This window comes from Novosphingopyxis sp. YJ-S2-01 (assembly GCF_016093175.1).
GTDB lineage: Bacteria > Pseudomonadota > Alphaproteobacteria > Sphingomonadales > Sphingomonadaceae > Novosphingopyxis > Novosphingopyxis iocasae.
Window position 1 is genome coordinate 1,342,501 of sequence record NZ_JAEDAI010000001.1, and the last position, 14,708, is coordinate 1,357,208.

Here is a 14,708-nt window from a genome sequence, read left to right on the forward strand (position 1 = left end):
GCCTGCCTGACTGCGAGACTGACGAGTCGAGCAGAGACGAAAGTCGGTCATAGTGATCCGGTGGTCCCTCGTGGAAGGGCCATCGCTCAACGGATAAAAGGTACGCCGGGGATAACAGGCTGATGATTCCCAAGAGCTCATATCGACGGAATCGTTTGGCACCTCGATGTCGGCTCATCACATCCTGGGGCTGGAGCAGGTCCCAAGGGTTTGGCTGTTCGCCAATTAAAGTGGTACGTGAGCTGGGTTCAGAACGTCGCGAGACAGTTTGGTCCCTATCTGCCGTGGGCGTCGAAATTTGAGAGGAGTTGACCCTAGTACGAGAGGACCGGGTTGAACATACCTCTGGTGTACCTGTCATCGCGCCAGCGGTGCAGCAGGGTAGCTATGTATGGACGGGATAACCGCTGAAAGCATCTAAGCGGGAAGCCTCCCTCAAGATTAGATTTCATAGAGTCGTCGTAGACCACGACGTTGATAGGCTGGGTGTGGAAGTGCAGTAATGCATGGAGCTAACCAGTCCTAATTACTCAATTCGCGCTTGAAGAGTCCCACCATCAACGACAGTGCGGATCAGCAATGATCCTCGCACCGTCCGGTGGACGAACTTCAGCCCGATACGCCTGATAGAACAGTGTAAACGTGCATCGATTAAACCCCTTATGCGCCGGCTTCATTGCTTGGTGACCATAGCGTCTGTGACCCACCCGATCCCATCCCGAACTCGGACGTGAAACCAGACAGCGCCGATGGTACTGTTGCTTAAGCACCGGAAGAGTAGGTCGTCGCCAGGCATTGCAGCCGGCGCATCAGGGAAAACCCATTCATAATGATCATCTTTAGATGGCCTCAGACGCCGGCAGCCGCATCCGCGGCTTTGGCTTCCGCGCTATAAGACGCGACGGCCGTCCGGCCTTGCGAAGCCTCCGGCTTCGTTCCACTCCTGAGATCATCGATCAAATCCAAGAGGCCCAAGCGGTCTCCCTATCGCGGGATGGAGCAGTCCGGTAGCTCGTCAGGCTCATAACCTGAAGGTCGTAGGTTCAAATCCTACTCCCGCAACCAAACACACAACCGGCGGTCCCAAAACCCGCCGGTTTTTTTGTGCCCAAAATCCGCAGCCTTAAAAGCCGCGCCCGACCAAAGCGCCAGCTTGTATCCAAGATGCGACGGCGCAAACCCAAGACGATCGTAAAAACGATGCGCACCAGTCCGCCGCCGATCCGTCGTCACCTGAACGATCGAACAACCGCGCTGGCGGCATTCCTCGATCGCTCAGCGGATCATCGCCTCTCCGATCCCACGACCGGGTCGATCCGACGCCACGCGAACCGCCTCGATCTGACCGCGCGTCGCACCGTTCTCAATTAGGCCGGCGAGTAAACTAAGCTGGAGCGTCCCATCAGAGCGTCGTGCTCTTCGGCGACGCGCAGAAACTGGTTTGGGTTCGCATCGATCCGCGTGAAGGCCTGTTCGTAGCCCCCGAAGCCCGTCGTTCGATTATGCTCACATAATGAGCAAGGGGGGGGGCGCCGGACGCGCGCCGCCTTCGTCTGAACGGTGGCTAGGTGGCGTGGGCAAATTCGCCTGCATTGATTGACCTTTGTTGGGCGGCCGACAAACGATGCCCGGTGACTGAAGCTGGGGTGGAAGGCGGTCAAATGCGGCGAAAAGGGTTATTGCGAACCCACTAAGTGCGACCAACTACCGTAGCGCCCGTTAACCCTACGGCAGAGACAATGCCGACGTAGCCAATGGCGAGCGCTCCCGCGACTAGTAGAAAGCCAGTCCGATATGAAACCATCGTTCCTTTCGATGAGCGCATTGCCACTGCTCGCCATTTTAACGGCAAGCATGGCAGGTGATTCGAATGTCCGCAACGGTGGCGTCTATTGAAGGGCCGGTTTCAGTGAAGGAAGCGATGATGGCGACCAGGGAAATGGCCAATAGACTTTGTTCTTGCGGCTTTAGCGCGATCACCCCTGCTGGCCGCGCGACAATCTGCGCGCCAGCTTCTTCGTGTCGATGAAGCCCACCGCCAGCCCCGCGATCACCATGCCGGATGCGATAAGCTTCCACATCGGCAACGGCTCGCCGAGTAGGATCACCGATGCGCCGATGCCGAAGACGGGCACCAGCAACGCAAAGGGGGCAATGGTCGCGGCGGGGTAGCGCGCGAGGAGGGTCGCCCAGACGCCGTATCCGAACAGCGTGTTGCCCACGGCCTGCCAGACGATCGCCGCCCAGGCGCGGAGACCTGCGCCCTGGATGCCCGCCATTACCGTGTCCGGTCCTTCTGCCACCAGCGCTAGGATCAGCAGCACTGGGGCGGGCGCCAGGCTGCTCCAGACGATATAGCCCAGCATGTCGGCATCGCCCTTGCGCCGGGCGACCATATTGCCCGCCGCCCAGCTCGCCGCGGCGAACAGGACGAGGAGCAGGCCGAGAATGGTGGTGTCGCCTTCGATATGCAGCGCGATCACGCCGATGCCTCCGGCGGCGAGGAGGAGAGCCATGATCTGCATAACCTTCAGCCGCTCGCCGGTCAGCCAAACCGACAGGCCGATGGTCATGAACACCTGCATTTGCACGACCAGCGAGGCGAGGCCGGGCGTGATCTGCCCGTCCATCGCGATGAACAGCACGCCGAACTGGCCGACGCCGATCAGGAGGCCGTAGAGGATCAGCTGCGCCCACGGCACCGGCGGCTTCTTCACGAACAGGGCGGCAGGCGCGAAGGCGAGGGTGAAGCGCAGCGCAGCGAACAGCAAGGGGGGCAGCACCGCCAGCGCTTCGTGGATCACCACGAAATTCGTGCCCCAGACGGCCATAACCGCAACGGCAAGCAGAATATCGCGAAGGCGCATGGGAAGGGACTTTCCGGTGGGGGAGAGCGCGCCCGTTCGTCCGGGCGTCGGCATAATCGTCTATAGCGGGATCGGCGCGCTGGCCGCGGCGTTCCTGTATCAGGGACTGCATAGGCCAAGGGGGGCGCGAAAGGAATGACGATGCGCCGAGCGATCTTTGTCTCACTACTGATGGCGGCGGCGCTGTCCGCCCCGGCGTCTGCGCAGGACGAGGTGCTGCCCGACGGTACCGTGGTGCGGGCGATCCCCGTCGCGGTGTACGGCAATGATGCCTGCCCCAAGGGGGAGGATGACGAGATCGTCGTGTGCGCGCATCATCCGGAATCGGAGCGCTATCGCATTCCCGAAGGCGTGCGCGAACAGCATCTGGATGCAACCGACCGCAGCTGGACCGACAAGGTGGAGGGGATGGAGGATTCGCTGCGCTACACCATCCCGGGCAGCTGCAGCGCGGTGGGCACCGGCGGCCAGTTCGGCTGCACCGCGGCGATGCTGCGGCAATGGTTCGCGGAGCGGCGGCAGCCGCAGGCCCAGTAAAGCGCGGATCGCTCAGCCGCGCTCAGGCTAGGATATCGGCCAGACCCGGCACGAAGATGCGCCGCCCGCCCCCGAATTCGGTGCGCACGACGATGTGCCCGGTCTTTTCGAAATGTTCGAGCAGGCGGCGGATGCGGCCCGGGGAGCTGCTGCCGTAGACGCGGGCGAGCTCCTCCTCGTCCGGCGCGTCCAGCCCCTCGGCGGCGGCGCGCGCGATGACGAGGAAAGGGGCGAGCACATCGTCCGAAAGATCGCCCGCCAGCTGCAGAATGGTGGCGCGCGTTGCCCTGTCCAGCCGGTCCAGATCGGCGCTGGCGATCGAGAAGCGGCGACGGAATTCGTTCAGATCCGGCGGCACCAGGCCGATCTTCTGCTGGCGCACGCGCGTCGCGAAATCCTGATAGAGCCGGCTCGGAGAGCGGAAGGTGGCGTTCGCCTCGCGCGCCATGGCGGTGAGGACCGCGTCCATCGCGTCGCGGGCATCGGCGGAGGATTCCAGCGTCTGCGGCGGATCGGGCGCGCGGGCGAATTCGGCGATGTCGCTGACCAGCTCCTCGGCGGGGCGCGGTGGTGGAGGAGGGGGCGGTGGCGGCGTAGCGGCGGCCAGCTCCTCGTGCAGTAGCGCCTCCATATCCTCCGCCTTCACTTCCGGCAGAGGCAAGAGGCCGGCTGCGGCGGTGCGCGGGCCGGACTGCACGGGGCCGATCTTCACCGCCACGGGGCGGCGGCTGATTGCGGGGCCGAGGCCGAGAAAATGCCCGCGCTCCAGATCGCGAATGCGCTCGGCCTGCCGCCGCTCCATGCCGAGCAGATCGGCGGCGCGCGCCATGTCGATATCCAGGAAGGTGCGGCCCATCAGGAAGTTGGAAGCTTCCGCCGCGACGTTCTTGGCGAGCTTCGCCAGCCGCTGCGTGGCCACGATGCCGGCCAGCCCGCGCTTGCGGCCGCGGCACATCAGATTGGTCATCGCCGACAGGGTGAGGCGGCGGGTGTCCTCGCTGATTTCCCCGGCGACGGCGGGGGCGAAAAGCTGCGCTTCGTCCACCACCACCAGCGCGGGAAACCAGTGTTCGCGCGGGGCATCGAACAGCGCGTTCAGGAACTGCGCGGCGCAGCGGATCTGCTGTTCCACCTCCAGCCCTTCGAGCGCGAGGACGACGGAGGCGCGGTGGGCGCGAATGCGCGCACCGAGCGCCTCGATCTCGGCAGGCGCATAGCTGGCGCCGTCGATCAGGACATGGCCGAAATGATCGGTGAGCGACACGAAATCGCCCTCCGGATCGATGACCACCTGCTGCACCAGCTTGGCGCTTTCCTCCAGCAGGCGGCGCAGGAGGTGCGATTTGCCCGATCCGCTATTGCCCTGCACGAGCAGGCGGCTTGCCAGCAGTTCCTCGATATCGATCGGAACGGCGGCGCCGGATGCCTCATGGCCTATTACGATATCGTGGCTCATCGCGGATCACGCTACCGCCTGCGCGCGCCGCCCCCAAGACCCGCGGCGAAATGGGTGGGGGAAAAGCCTGTGGATAGCGGCGCGGTTCAGCGCTTCAGCGCGGCTTCCACCTGCGGGGCCACCTTGTCCGCGATCAGCTTTGCGCCCGCCGGATTGGGATGGATGCCGTCGCCCAGCATCAGATTGCCCTTGCCGAGCACGCCGTCGAGGATGAACGGATAGAGCGGCGCGTCATATTTCGCGGCGAGATCTGGGTAGATACTCTCGAACTTGGTGCGATAGTCCGGGCCCAGATTGGGCGGGGCGAGCATGCCGGTGAGCATCACGGGAATGCCGCGCTTTGTCAGCTCCTCCATGATCGCGGTCATGTTTTCGCGCGTTTGCTGCGGGTCTATGCCGCGCAGCATATCGTTGCCGCCAAGCCCGACAAGCACCAAATCCGGCTTCCGGTCCAGCCCGTCGAGCGTGAAGGCGAGGCGCTGCAGCCCCGCCGCCGTGGTATCGCCGGAAACGCCCGCATTCACCACCCGCGTCGGCACGCCGTCCGCATCGAGCGCGGCCTCCAACTGCGGCGCAAAGCCCTGGCCGGGATCGAGCTGATAACCCGCGTAGAGGCTGTCCCCGAACGCCACGACCAGCTTTTCATCCGCCGCGGGCGCGCTCGCGTCGGCTTCGGGCGTTGCCTCCGCGCTGCTCTCCACCGGCGCGGTGGCCGTGTCGCTTTCGGAGGAACAGGCGGCAAGCGGCTGGAAAAGCAGCGCCGCCGCCACATATAGAACGGACCGAAATCGCAAAGGTCGAATCTCCCACATGTCGCAATCCTCTATCGTCGTCGGCGCCCGCAATGTCACGCTGTCGCTGGGCGATGCCGCCGCGCGCGTGGACATCCTTCACGGCATCGATCTCGAGGTGCGCCAGGGCGAAAGCGTCGCGCTGCTGGGTCCGTCGGGTTCGGGCAAAAGCTCGCTGATGGCGATCCTGGCGGGGCTGGAACAGGCGAGCGGCGGGGAGGTGCGCGTGGCGGGCGCGGATTTCACCGCGCTGGACGAAGATGCGCTGGCGCTCGTTCGGCGCGAGCGGCTGGGCATCGTGCTGCAGAGCTTCCATCTGCTGCCCACGATGACGGCGGAGGAGAATGTCGCGGTGCCGCTGGAACTGGCAGGGGCCCCGGACGCCTTCGAGCGCGCGCGGGCGGAGCTGCAAGCGGTCGGCCTCGGCCACCGGCTCACCCATTATCCCGCGCAGCTTTCGGGCGGCGAGCAGCAGCGCGTGGCGATCGCCCGCGCCGTCGCGTCGCGCCCGTCGATCATCTTCGCCGACGAGCCGACCGGCAATCTGGACCGCACGACCGGCGAGGGCATCGTCGAGCTGTTGTTCGAACGGCGCTCCGAAGCGGGCGCCACGCTGATCATCATCACCCATGACGAAAGCCTGGCGGAGCGCTGCGAGCGGGTGCTGGAAATGCAGGACGGCCGGATCGTCTCGGACCGGCGGGCATGACAGCGCTGAACTGGTCCGCCGCCTGGCGGCTGGCGCGGCGCGATCTCAGCGCCAGCCTGCGTGGCCTGCGCCTACTATTCCTCTGCCTGTTCCTGGGCGTCGCGACCCTGGCGGCGATCGGCAGCCTGACCGCTTCGATCACCGGGGCACTGACCGACCAGGGCCGCGAACTGCTCGGCGGCGATGTCGAAGTGGAGATGAGCCAGCGCACCGCCAATGAGGAGGAGCGCGCGGCGTTCGCGCAGGCCGGGACGGTCAGCGAGACTGTACGCATGCGCGCCATGGCCCGCGCGCCCGAAGGCGGCGAATCCGTGCTGACCGAGTTCAAGGGCGTCGATGGTCGCTATCCGCTCTACGGCACGCTGACGCTGGCCGACGGCAGCGCCGCACCCACGCTTGGCGACGACGAAATCCTGATCGACCGGACGCTGGCCGACCGCCTGAACCTGCGTCCGGGATCGCGCCTGCGCTATGGCGAAGCGGATTATACCGTGCGCGGCATCATCGGGGAGGAGCCGGACCGGGTGGGCGAGGGCTTTACGCTCGGCCCCGTCGCGATCGGCTCGCTTGCCGGGCTGCAGCGGGCCGAGCTGATCCAGCCGGGCAGCATGTATGAAAGCAAATATCGCATCCGGACGCGCACCGGCCTCGCGCCCGATGCGGTAACGAAACGCATCGAAAACGCCTTTCCGTCCGCAGGCCTCGACTTCCGCACGCGGGACCGCGCCTCGCCCGGTGCATTTCGCTTCTTCGAGCGAATGGGGCAGTTTCTGGAGCTGATCGGGCTCACCGCGCTTATTATCGCCGGCATCGGCGTGGGCAATGGCGTGGCCTCCTATCTCGGCGGCAAACGCCCCGGAATTGCGACGCTGAAGGTGCTCGGCGCGCGTTCGGGCGATATCGCCCGCATTTATGGGCTGCAGGTTGGCGCGGTGGCGGCGGGCGCAATCCTGCTGGGCCTGATCGTCGGCGCGGCGCTGGTGCCGCTGCTTGCCTGGATGATCGGCGATCTGCTGCCGGTGCGGCCCGAGCTGGGGCTGTTCGGACTGCCGCTCGCCAAGGCGGCGATCTTCGGCGCGCTCATCGCGATCGTCTTCACGCTGCCGCCACTGGCGCGCGCGCGGCTGCTGCCCGCCGCCTCGCTGTTTCGCGGGGTGGTGGAGCGCGGTCGCGGCGGCTGGCGCCCCGGCAACTGGCTCGCGCGCTGGCCGGTCCTGCTCGCCGTCATCGCCATCGCGGCGCTGGCGATCGGTACGGCGCGCGATCCGCTGTTCGCCGCCTCGGTGCTGGGCGCGAGCGCGCTCGTCCTCGCGATCCTGCTCGCTATCGGCTGGGCTATCGCCAAGATCGCCGCGCGCGTACCGCGTCCGCGCAATCCGTTGTGGCGGCTGGCGCTCACCAACCTTCATCGGCCCGGATCGCAGACGCCCGCGCTAGTCGTGGCGCTGGGTCTTGCGCTCACCCTGTTCGTCACGCTGGCGGCGATCCAGACCAGTCTGAATAACGAGATTGCGTCCGTGGTGCCCGAGCGTGCGCCTGACTATTTCGTGCTCGACGTGCCGGTGGATCAGGAAGCCCGGTTCGAGCAAATCGTGAACCGATATGCGCCGAACGCCGATCTCAACATCGTGCCCACGCTGCGCGGTTCGATCGTCGCGTATAAAGGCATTCGCGTGGCCGATCTGAAGGAGATACCGGAAGGCGCCTGGTTCCTGCGCAGCGAGCGGGGCCTTACCTATTCCGATGTTCTGCCGGAAGGCAGCGATCTGACGTCCGGGCAGTGGTGGCCGAAGGATTATAGCGGGCCGCCTTTGATCTCGCTCGATGAGGAAGCTGCGAATGTGCTCGGCCTGAAGCTGGGCGATCCGATCACTGTGTCGATCCTGGGGCGGGAGATCACCTTCACGCTAGCCTCCACCCGCAAGGTGAATTGGGACACGATGGGCTTCAACTATGTGATGGTGGTGACGCCCGATACGCTGAAGGCAGCGCCGCATAATGTGGCGGCGACCATCGCGGCGGATCGCACCGACGGGCTGCAGCGCGCGCTGGTTGAGGCCTTCCCGTCGTCGTCGATCATTCCGGTGGGCGAGGTGGTGGGGCAGATCACCACACTGATGCGCCAGATGGCCAATGCCATTCTGGCGGCGGCTTCGGTGGCGATCCTGGCTGGTATCGCGGTGCTGGTCGGCGCGATCGCCGCTTCCCGCCAGGCGCGCAGCTATGACAGCGTGATCCTGAAGACGCTGGGCGCCACGCGGGCTCAGGTGCTGAGCGCGCAAGGGTTGGAATATGCGATGCTGGCCTTGGCGCTGGCGCTGCTGGCGCTGGCGCTCGGTGGACTGGGCGCCTGGGTGGTGATCGTGCAACTGTTCGAATTCAGCTGGCGGCCGGACTGGGGCACGGTGATCGCCGTACTCGGCGGCGGCGCGTTGCTGACGCTCGGCATCGGGCTGGCGGGATCGGTCCCGCTGATGCGCGTGCGCCCCGCGCGGGCGCTGCGGGCGTTGTGAGGGGGCTAACAATCCAACGTCATTGCGAGGCCGAAGGCCGAAGCAATCCAGAGCCGTTGCAGCGCTGTATCCGGCCTGGATTGCTTCGTCGCCTGGCGGCTCGCCGCAATGACGGCGGTCTTATAAGCAATCGCTGTCCTACACCCACTGTTTCGGTTATGTTCGCCCACATGACCATCGCGGATCATCCTCGGCCTCAGTCAACTATTCATAATGGCGGCCCGAAAGCTGAACGATTTTCAGCCGCTGGACAGTGTGAACTGTGTGAAGCTGGCTTCGACACATGACACCGCGGCTCCCTTCGCTGCGTGGCGCGATCGCGGAGGAGGTGCGCAGTCTGTTCCGCGAGGAGGGGGACGATGCCTCAGTCTACGAAGGAGAGGGGCTGTTCCCGCCCGGCGCGGTGATCCGGGACGTGCATGGCGATGTGATGACCATGATGATCGGCGGCATCGCGGGACTGTTCCTGCAGATGCTCCATCCGCTCGCGCTCGCTGGCGTGTGGGACCATAGCGATTTCCGCCGCGACATGCAGGGGCGGCTGCGGCGCACCGCGCGCTTCATCGCCACCACCACCTACGGCAACCGTGCGCAGGCCGAGGCAGCGATCGACCAAGTCCGGCGCATCCACGGCTATGTCACCGGCACACTGCCCGACGGCACGCCCTATCGCGCCGACGATCCGCGCCTGCTCGGCTGGGTCCACATCACCGAGGCAGTGAGCTTCCTCGGCGCCTGGATGCGCTACCGCGAACCGATGATGAGCCGCGCGCGGCAGGATGCCTATTTCGCTCAGATCGCGCAGATCAACGCGCGGCTGGGCGCCGTCGACCTGCCGACCGACCGGCGCGGCGCGATGACCTATCTGAACGGCTTTCGCACCGAGCTGCTGGTGGATGAGCGCACCGAGGCGGCGAAGCGCGCGCTGCTCGATTACCGGCCGGAACGGGCGAGCCTCGCGCCGATGCAGTCGCTCAGCGTGCAGGCGGGCATCGATCTGTTACCCGGCTGGGCGCGGCGGATGCACGGGCTTTCGGTCCCACCGCTCACGCGGCCGCTGCTGCGCACCAGCGCCTTCGGGCTTACCCATACGCTGCGCTGGGCTCTCGCTGCGCCATGATCCGCGGGCGTGGCGCTTATGTCGCAGATAGGGACGCATTCGACGCGGCGCGGTCGAACCGGCGGAACAAGCAGTCGTCTGAGGCGCTTGTCCAGTCCAGTGACCCGCAGCTTCTCCCCCATTCAGTCGCCCCAGGCGCAAACCGCGTTCCCCGATGAAAGTGGCGCGCTGAACGCACGCCTGCTGCGCGGCGTGATGGACGAGGCGCTGGGCTTCTCCGCGCTGTGCGATGCCGATGGCCGCATCCTGACGGTCGACCGCAAGTCGCTCGAGCTCGGCGGCCTTACGCTCGAGGAAGCGCGCGGTCAGTACTACTGGGAAGGGCCCTGGTGGGCGCATGACGAGGCGGCGCGCACCTGGATTCACGAGGCCTGCCGTGCCGCAGCGCAAGGTGAGACCCGCGGGCGGGAGCTGCATGCGCAGCTCGGCGACGGCAGCCAGCTATGGATCGACTTCCAGGTCAAGCCGCTGCGCGATGCAGACGGTGTTATCCGCCACATCGTGCCCAGCGGCATCGACAGCAGCGTGCTGCTGGAGCACCGGGCGCGGATCGACACCCTGCTGGGCGAGGTCAACCACCGCACCAAGAACCTGCTGGCCATCGTCCAGTCGGTCGCCCGCCACATTGCCGCGCATACCGCGCCGGAGGACGTCGCGATGGAGATCGCGCGGCGCATCGGATCGCTCTCGGCTACGCAGGACCTGTTCATCGCGACGAACTGGGGCGGGGTGGATCTCGCCAAGCTGGCGCATGTCCAGCTGGTCGAGTTCGGCGATCTGCCCGAAGAGTTGGTCGAAATCGACGGCGAGCGGGTGGAGCTGAGCCCGCAGACGGCGCAGACGCTCGGTCTGGCCCTGTTCGAACTGGGATGCGGCGGTGCGGCGCGGCTGAACGCCGAAGACGTGCCGCGGCGGTTCGGCCTCAATTGGCGGATCGAAGGTGATCAGTTCCACCTCCGCTGGACGGAGGTCGACGGCGAGATGGAACCGCGTCCACCGCTCAACCCGTTCAGCGCGTTGGTGCTCGATCAGATGACGCCCGCCGCGCTTTACGGCTCCACCGCATGGGAATCGGGTGAAGGACAGCGCGCTTGGGCGCTCGATTGCCCGCTTTCGAAGATTACTGTTCCCGTTCTGGACTGATTAGGCTATAGTTCGGCTCGGAATGCCGAAAGGAGGTCGGCCGTCGCTATGCGTGTAATGATTATCGACGACGAACCGTTGATCGCAGCGGATATCGAGATGACGCTCCTTGGCGCCGGCTATCAGGTGGCGGCCAACGCCCAGCATCTTTCGACCGCGCTCGAGGCTCTGGAACAGCATGAGGCCGATTTCGCGATTCTCGACGCCAATCTTGGCGGGGAAAGCGCAGAGCCGATTGCCAATGATCTGCATCGGCGTGGTATCCCGTTTCTCATTCTGACGGGATACACGCGGGATCAGATCGGGCCGTGGGCTAGGGATAGCGTGGTTGTCGGCAAACCGGTGACGTCCGAGATGCTGCTTGCGCACATGCCGCCGAAAGCCGTGCTGAATTGAAGGTATTCGGAAGCGCGGGTAGGTATCGCTAAGCCTTCCTCATTTCCGCAGCTTATGTAATCGCCGTATCAACAGATCGGCATCTGTGATCGTCACAATCGCAGCGTAGTCGGATCGACCCGCAACGATTGGTGCGAGGCTATTTGCCGAACGGCGCGAGATGCTGCCGATAGAATTGCTCGGCCGGACCGTAGGTGCCGTCGCAGATTTCAATCAGCTTGTCGCGATTTAGCATTTCGATCTGGCCACGGTACAGTTTGATCGCGCCGGTTTCCTCCAACTGATGCACGGTGTTGGTCACCGTGGGGCGGTAGGAGGATATCATCTGGGCGATCTCCTCATGCGTTATCCGGATGAAATCGCCGAAGGTGCGATCGTGACACATCAGCAGCCACCGGCAGATACGTTCCTCAACACCCTGCTGGTCCATACAGGCGATCGTCGTGTTTTTCTCAACGAGCTGGAAATACAGATAGTCCAACAGCATACGCTCAAGCTTTGACTGGCCTGCGACCCATTCTCGGAATGCCGTGACATCGACTACATTGGCTTCCAGGTCGCCCAACTGAGGCAAAACCACGTAACCCCGCGGCGGATGCATATCTAATACAAGGCCCAGGGGGAAAAGACCTTCGAAGCCGCACATGCTGACCTCCGACGTGCGGCCTGTCCGGGGGGATCGCAGCAGTGTAGCTGCCACGCCCTTTTCAATGATGAATGCGTGTTCACCGTACAGAAGTTCGTCTGGGATGCGCGCGCCTGCCTTGAACGACATTTGCTTCGCGACCGGCAGCGACCTGCCGTCCGATGCCTCGATCATCAGGCGAACCAGTAGATTGGATGTTTGCATACCGAGAACCCCTTGGATCGCGAGTTGTAGATGCCCTATCGAAATTCGGTCAATGTACTGCAACATACGCTAAAAGCATTTTGTCGAACACCGATAGGCTACGAACAAACAAAGAAACTATTGACAGATTGTTCCTATATATTTTCTGCTGCCGCCGTAGAAACGGTAATCTACTGAGCTCTAAGGGAAAAAATCTGGAGTGAGAGCGGTTTGTAGATGACCTAATTTATGATTGGTCGCGCCGGAAATTTTAACGGTCGTCTGTCTGAGAGACTTTGTCGGCTAAATGCGTGACCAATTTGTCGGATTTTCGTGCAGGCAACCTGCACTTCGCGCGAGACTAGGTAGGCAGGGATATGGCTCGATAAAAAATGGACTTGGGGAACAATTCTAATGGATATTTCGCATCGGTTCGCGAGGCCTATCGGTAAGACAGCTCACTCTTCCGCAAGCCCTCCATCGGTAAGAGATCCGCTGATGGCGCGGTTTCAGCGCACGAGGGCGCTGATACGCACATTCCAGTTCGATCCGTGCGCGCAGCCAAATTGGGCGCCGGACGATATCCTCTTCCAGCTTGAAAAACGCATCGAAGCCGTTGCCCGCAATCGTACCGAGCCGGAGGGCGAACATGACAAGCGCTCCGGGCTCGAACTGATGGCCGCACGCGTGATGGAGTTCACGCGGCGTCTTTCCACGGACCGCGGGGCTGCCGAACGGGCCACGGAGGGCATCGAGGCAGCCTATTTGCTCGGCATGATCGCGATGATCGAAGAACTACAGGACCTTCTGGCGAATTAAGCCTCTTCCGGCAGAGGGCGGCTCAGCAGTTCTTCCCAGCTTTTCAGTTCCTTCTTGGACGGGTTGCCCAAGATTTCGAGCGCATGGCGCAGGCGCTCGCGCACGATGTCGCGGCCGAGATGCACGGTTGCCTCGAACAGCGGAACCGAGGTCGGGCTGCCGGTGATGGCGATGAAAAAGGCACGGACCATGAACTTGAACTTCAGGTCCAGCCGGGTTGCCGTGTCGCGCAATACGCCCTCGACCGAGGGCTTGTCCCATTCGGCCAGCTTGTCGAACTGCCACAGGGCAAGTTGGTAAGCCTGGCGCTGTTCCTCGGCTTCGATCTTCACGTCGCGCAGCTTGGTTTCATCCATGTCGAGGCGGTTCTGGAAGAACATTGCCACCAGTCCGCCAAGATCACCCAGCTTTTCGACACGGCTTTGCGCCATTTCGGCAATGGGCAGCAGATACTCCTCGTTGAGCGCCCATTCGCGCACGCGATTAAGGAATTGCGGTGCATCCATCGTCTCGCGCAAATAACGGGCATTTAGCCAGTCCAGCTTGCCGACATCGAACACCGGCCCGCCCAGCGAAATATTGGTGAGTGCGAAATCCTCCCGCAGTTCGGCGAGCGACGTCATCTCGTCGCCCTCGGAAGCCGATTTTGCGGCGAGGCCCAGGAAGTTGATGAGCGCTTCCGGAAGATAGCCGGCGCGCTGGAAAAACAGAATGCTGGTCGGATTCTTGCGCTTCGAAAGCTTGGACTTGTCCGCATTGCGCAGCAGCGGGAGGTGTGCCCATTTCGGCGGTTGCCAGTCGAGATATTGGTACAGAAGCTCATGCTTTGGCACGGAGCTGATCCATTCCTCGCCGCGGATCACATGGGTTATGCCCATGGCGTGATCGTCCACCACATTGGCCATATGGTAGGTGGGAAAGCCGTCCGACTTCATCAGGATCTGCATGTCGACCTTCGACCATTCGATGCTGATCGGATCGTCGCGCAGTTCGTCCTTGAACGTGCACACGCCCTCGCTCGGCACTTTCATGCGCAGGACGAAGCTTCCGTCCGGGCTTTCCGCCTTGGCCTGCTCCCGCCCTTCTTCGGTGAGGCAGCGGCCGTCATAGCGTGGCGGTTCGCCCGCTTTCATCTGCTGCTTGCGCATCGCATCGAGCCGCTCGGCCGTGCAATAGCATTTGAAGGCGTGGCCGTCGGCTTCCAGCTTCGCGGCATGCTCCTGATAGAGCGCGGTGCGTTCGGACTGGCGATAGGGGCCGTGGGGGCCGCCGACATCGGGGCCTTCGTCCCAGCCAAGGCCGAGCCAGCGCAGCGCCTCCAGGATCATCCGTTCCGATTGCGGCGTCGAGCGCACCTGATCGGTATCTTCCACGCGCAGGATGAACTGCCCGCCATGTTTCTTGGCGAACAGCCAGTTCATGAGCGCGATATAGGCGGTTCCGACATGCGGATCGCCGGTTGGCGAAGGCGCGACGCGGGTGCGGACGGTGGTCATGGGAATGAGCTTTCGGTGCTGCGTTCAGGTGC

At 63.9% G+C, this 14,708-nt stretch carries 14 protein-coding genes, 1 tRNA gene and 2 rRNA genes (1 of these 17 running past the window's edge); 11 read left to right on the plus strand and 6 right to left on the minus strand.

Going from position 1 to position 14,708, the window contains the following annotated elements; all coding sequences use genetic code 11:
- From I6A82_RS06430 to I6A82_RS06440, 3 genes are all read left to right on the plus strand, one after another.
- A 23S ribosomal RNA gene (locus I6A82_RS06430) occupies positions 1–546 on the plus strand (it extends 2,246 nt beyond the left edge of the window).
- A 133-nt stretch (positions 547–679) separates the two neighbouring features.
- Positions 680–794 (plus strand): 5S ribosomal RNA (rrf, locus tag I6A82_RS06435).
- Between the two features lie 194 nt (positions 795–988).
- Positions 989–1,065, plus strand: a tRNA-Met gene (locus tag I6A82_RS06440).
- On the opposite strand, the gene I6A82_RS14730 is transcribed toward I6A82_RS06440, so the two are convergent.
- Complete coding sequence (locus I6A82_RS14730) at positions 1,051–1,233, minus strand: hypothetical protein (RefSeq protein ID WP_442945063.1); 183 nt, start codon at positions 1,231–1,233, stop codon at positions 1,051–1,053. The two genes, I6A82_RS06440 and I6A82_RS14730, sit on opposite strands and share 15 nt — an antisense overlap.
- On the opposite strand from I6A82_RS14730, the gene I6A82_RS06445 reads away from it, so the two are divergent.
- The gene (locus I6A82_RS06445) at positions 1,165–1,371 is read left to right on the plus strand and encodes a hypothetical protein (RefSeq protein ID WP_198094200.1); all 207 of its coding nucleotides are present in this window, start codon (positions 1,165–1,167) and stop codon (positions 1,369–1,371) included. The genes I6A82_RS14730 and I6A82_RS06445 overlap by 69 nt on opposite strands.
- A 605-nt stretch (positions 1,372–1,976) precedes the next feature.
- Here the strand turns inward: I6A82_RS06445 and I6A82_RS06450 are convergent.
- Positions 1,977–2,867 (minus strand): EamA family transporter, encoded by an 891-nt coding sequence (locus tag I6A82_RS06450; protein WP_198094201.1) that lies wholly within the window; start codon positions 2,865–2,867, stop codon positions 1,977–1,979.
- A gap of 141 nt (positions 2,868–3,008) precedes the next feature.
- On the opposite strand from I6A82_RS06450, the gene I6A82_RS06455 reads away from it, so the two are divergent.
- On the plus strand, positions 3,009–3,404 hold the full coding sequence (locus tag I6A82_RS06455; protein WP_232343332.1) for a hypothetical protein: 396 nt from the start codon (positions 3,009–3,011) through the stop codon (positions 3,402–3,404).
- A gap of 22 nt (positions 3,405–3,426) precedes the next feature.
- On the opposite strand, the gene I6A82_RS06460 is transcribed toward I6A82_RS06455, so the two are convergent.
- Positions 3,427–4,860 (minus strand): ATP-binding protein, encoded by a 1,434-nt coding sequence (locus tag I6A82_RS06460; RefSeq protein ID WP_198094202.1) that lies wholly within the window; start codon positions 4,858–4,860, stop codon positions 3,427–3,429.
- An 86-nt stretch (positions 4,861–4,946) separates the two neighbouring features.
- Positions 4,947–5,672: an arylesterase gene (locus I6A82_RS06465; protein WP_198094203.1), complete on the minus strand. Its 726-nt coding sequence runs from the start codon at positions 5,670–5,672 to the stop codon at positions 4,947–4,949.
- On the opposite strand from I6A82_RS06465, the gene I6A82_RS06470 reads away from it, so the two are divergent.
- The 5 genes from I6A82_RS06470 to I6A82_RS06490 all read left to right on the plus strand — a co-directional run bounded on the left by I6A82_RS06470 (position 5,671) and on the right by I6A82_RS06490 (position 11,532).
- Positions 5,671–6,360 carry an ABC transporter ATP-binding protein gene (locus I6A82_RS06470; protein ID WP_198094204.1) on the plus strand — a complete coding sequence of 230 codons (690 nt, stop codon included), beginning with the start codon at positions 5,671–5,673 and terminating at the stop codon, positions 6,358–6,360. The genes I6A82_RS06465 and I6A82_RS06470 overlap by 2 nt on opposite strands.
- Positions 6,357–8,873, plus strand: coding sequence for an ABC transporter permease (locus I6A82_RS06475; RefSeq protein ID WP_198094205.1), 2,517 nt, complete (start codon positions 6,357–6,359; stop codon positions 8,871–8,873). Before I6A82_RS06470 ends, I6A82_RS06475 begins: the two co-directional genes overlap by 4 nt.
- A gap of 283 nt (positions 8,874–9,156) precedes the next feature.
- Positions 9,157–9,993 (plus strand): oxygenase MpaB family protein, encoded by an 837-nt coding sequence (locus I6A82_RS06480; protein WP_198094206.1) that lies wholly within the window; start codon positions 9,157–9,159, stop codon positions 9,991–9,993.
- A gap of 87 nt (positions 9,994–10,080) precedes the next feature.
- On the plus strand, positions 10,081–11,136 hold the full coding sequence (locus I6A82_RS06485; RefSeq protein WP_198094207.1) for an HWE histidine kinase domain-containing protein: 1,056 nt from the start codon (positions 10,081–10,083) through the stop codon (positions 11,134–11,136).
- Positions 11,137–11,184: 48 nt separating this feature from the next.
- A complete protein-coding gene (locus I6A82_RS06490) occupies positions 11,185–11,532 on the plus strand; it encodes a response regulator (RefSeq protein WP_187335637.1) in 348 nt (115 codons plus the stop codon).
- A 139-nt stretch (positions 11,533–11,671) separates the two neighbouring features.
- On the opposite strand, the gene I6A82_RS06495 is transcribed toward I6A82_RS06490, so the two are convergent.
- Entirely contained in the window at positions 11,672–12,382 is a 711-nt protein-coding gene (locus I6A82_RS06495; protein ID WP_198094208.1) for a Crp/Fnr family transcriptional regulator, read from the minus strand.
- A gap of 477 nt (positions 12,383–12,859) precedes the next feature.
- Here I6A82_RS06495 and I6A82_RS06500 point away from each other — a divergent pair, with 477 nt between their 5' ends.
- Positions 12,860–13,180 carry a hypothetical protein gene (locus I6A82_RS06500; RefSeq protein ID WP_198094209.1) on the plus strand — a complete coding sequence of 107 codons (321 nt, stop codon included), beginning with the start codon at positions 12,860–12,862 and terminating at the stop codon, positions 13,178–13,180.
- Here the strand turns inward: I6A82_RS06500 and gltX are convergent.
- Positions 13,177–14,676 carry a glutamate--tRNA ligase gene (gene gltX, locus I6A82_RS06505; RefSeq protein ID WP_198094210.1) on the minus strand — a complete coding sequence of 500 codons (1,500 nt, stop codon included), beginning with the start codon at positions 14,674–14,676 and terminating at the stop codon, positions 13,177–13,179. The two genes, I6A82_RS06500 and gltX, sit on opposite strands and share 4 nt — an antisense overlap.
- Positions 14,677–14,708 lie beyond the last annotated feature (32 nt).

Excerpts from the sequence above, each read along its gene's own strand:
- I6A82_RS06445 (WP_198094200.1), top strand. The coding sequence starts at position 1,165 with ATGCGACGGCGCAAACCCAAGACGATCGTAAAAACGATGCGCACCAGT.
- I6A82_RS06450 (WP_198094201.1), bottom strand. The coding sequence starts at position 2,867 with ATGCGCCTTCGCGATATTCTGCTTGCCGTTGCGGTTATGGCCGTCTGG.
- I6A82_RS06455 (WP_232343332.1), top strand. The coding sequence starts at position 3,009 with ATGCGCCGAGCGATCTTTGTCTCACTACTGATGGCGGCGGCGCTGTCC.
- I6A82_RS06460 (WP_198094202.1), bottom strand. The coding sequence starts at position 4,860 with ATGAGCCACGATATCGTAATAGGCCATGAGGCATCCGGCGCCGCCGTT.
- I6A82_RS06470 (WP_198094204.1), top strand. The coding sequence starts at position 5,671 with ATGTCGCAATCCTCTATCGTCGTCGGCGCCCGCAATGTCACGCTGTCG.
- I6A82_RS06465 (WP_198094203.1), bottom strand. The coding sequence starts at position 5,672 with ATGTGGGAGATTCGACCTTTGCGATTTCGGTCCGTTCTATATGTGGCG.
- I6A82_RS06475 (WP_198094205.1), top strand. The coding sequence starts at position 6,357 with ATGACAGCGCTGAACTGGTCCGCCGCCTGGCGGCTGGCGCGGCGCGAT.
- I6A82_RS06480 (WP_198094206.1), top strand. The coding sequence starts at position 9,157 with ATGACACCGCGGCTCCCTTCGCTGCGTGGCGCGATCGCGGAGGAGGTG.
- I6A82_RS06490 (WP_187335637.1), top strand. The coding sequence starts at position 11,185 with ATGCGTGTAATGATTATCGACGACGAACCGTTGATCGCAGCGGATATC.
- I6A82_RS06495 (WP_198094208.1), bottom strand. The coding sequence starts at position 12,382 with ATGCAAACATCCAATCTACTGGTTCGCCTGATGATCGAGGCATCGGAC.
- I6A82_RS06500 (WP_198094209.1), top strand. The coding sequence starts at position 12,860 with ATGGCGCGGTTTCAGCGCACGAGGGCGCTGATACGCACATTCCAGTTC.
- gltX (WP_198094210.1), bottom strand. The coding sequence starts at position 14,676 with ATGACCACCGTCCGCACCCGCGTCGCGCCTTCGCCAACCGGCGATCCG.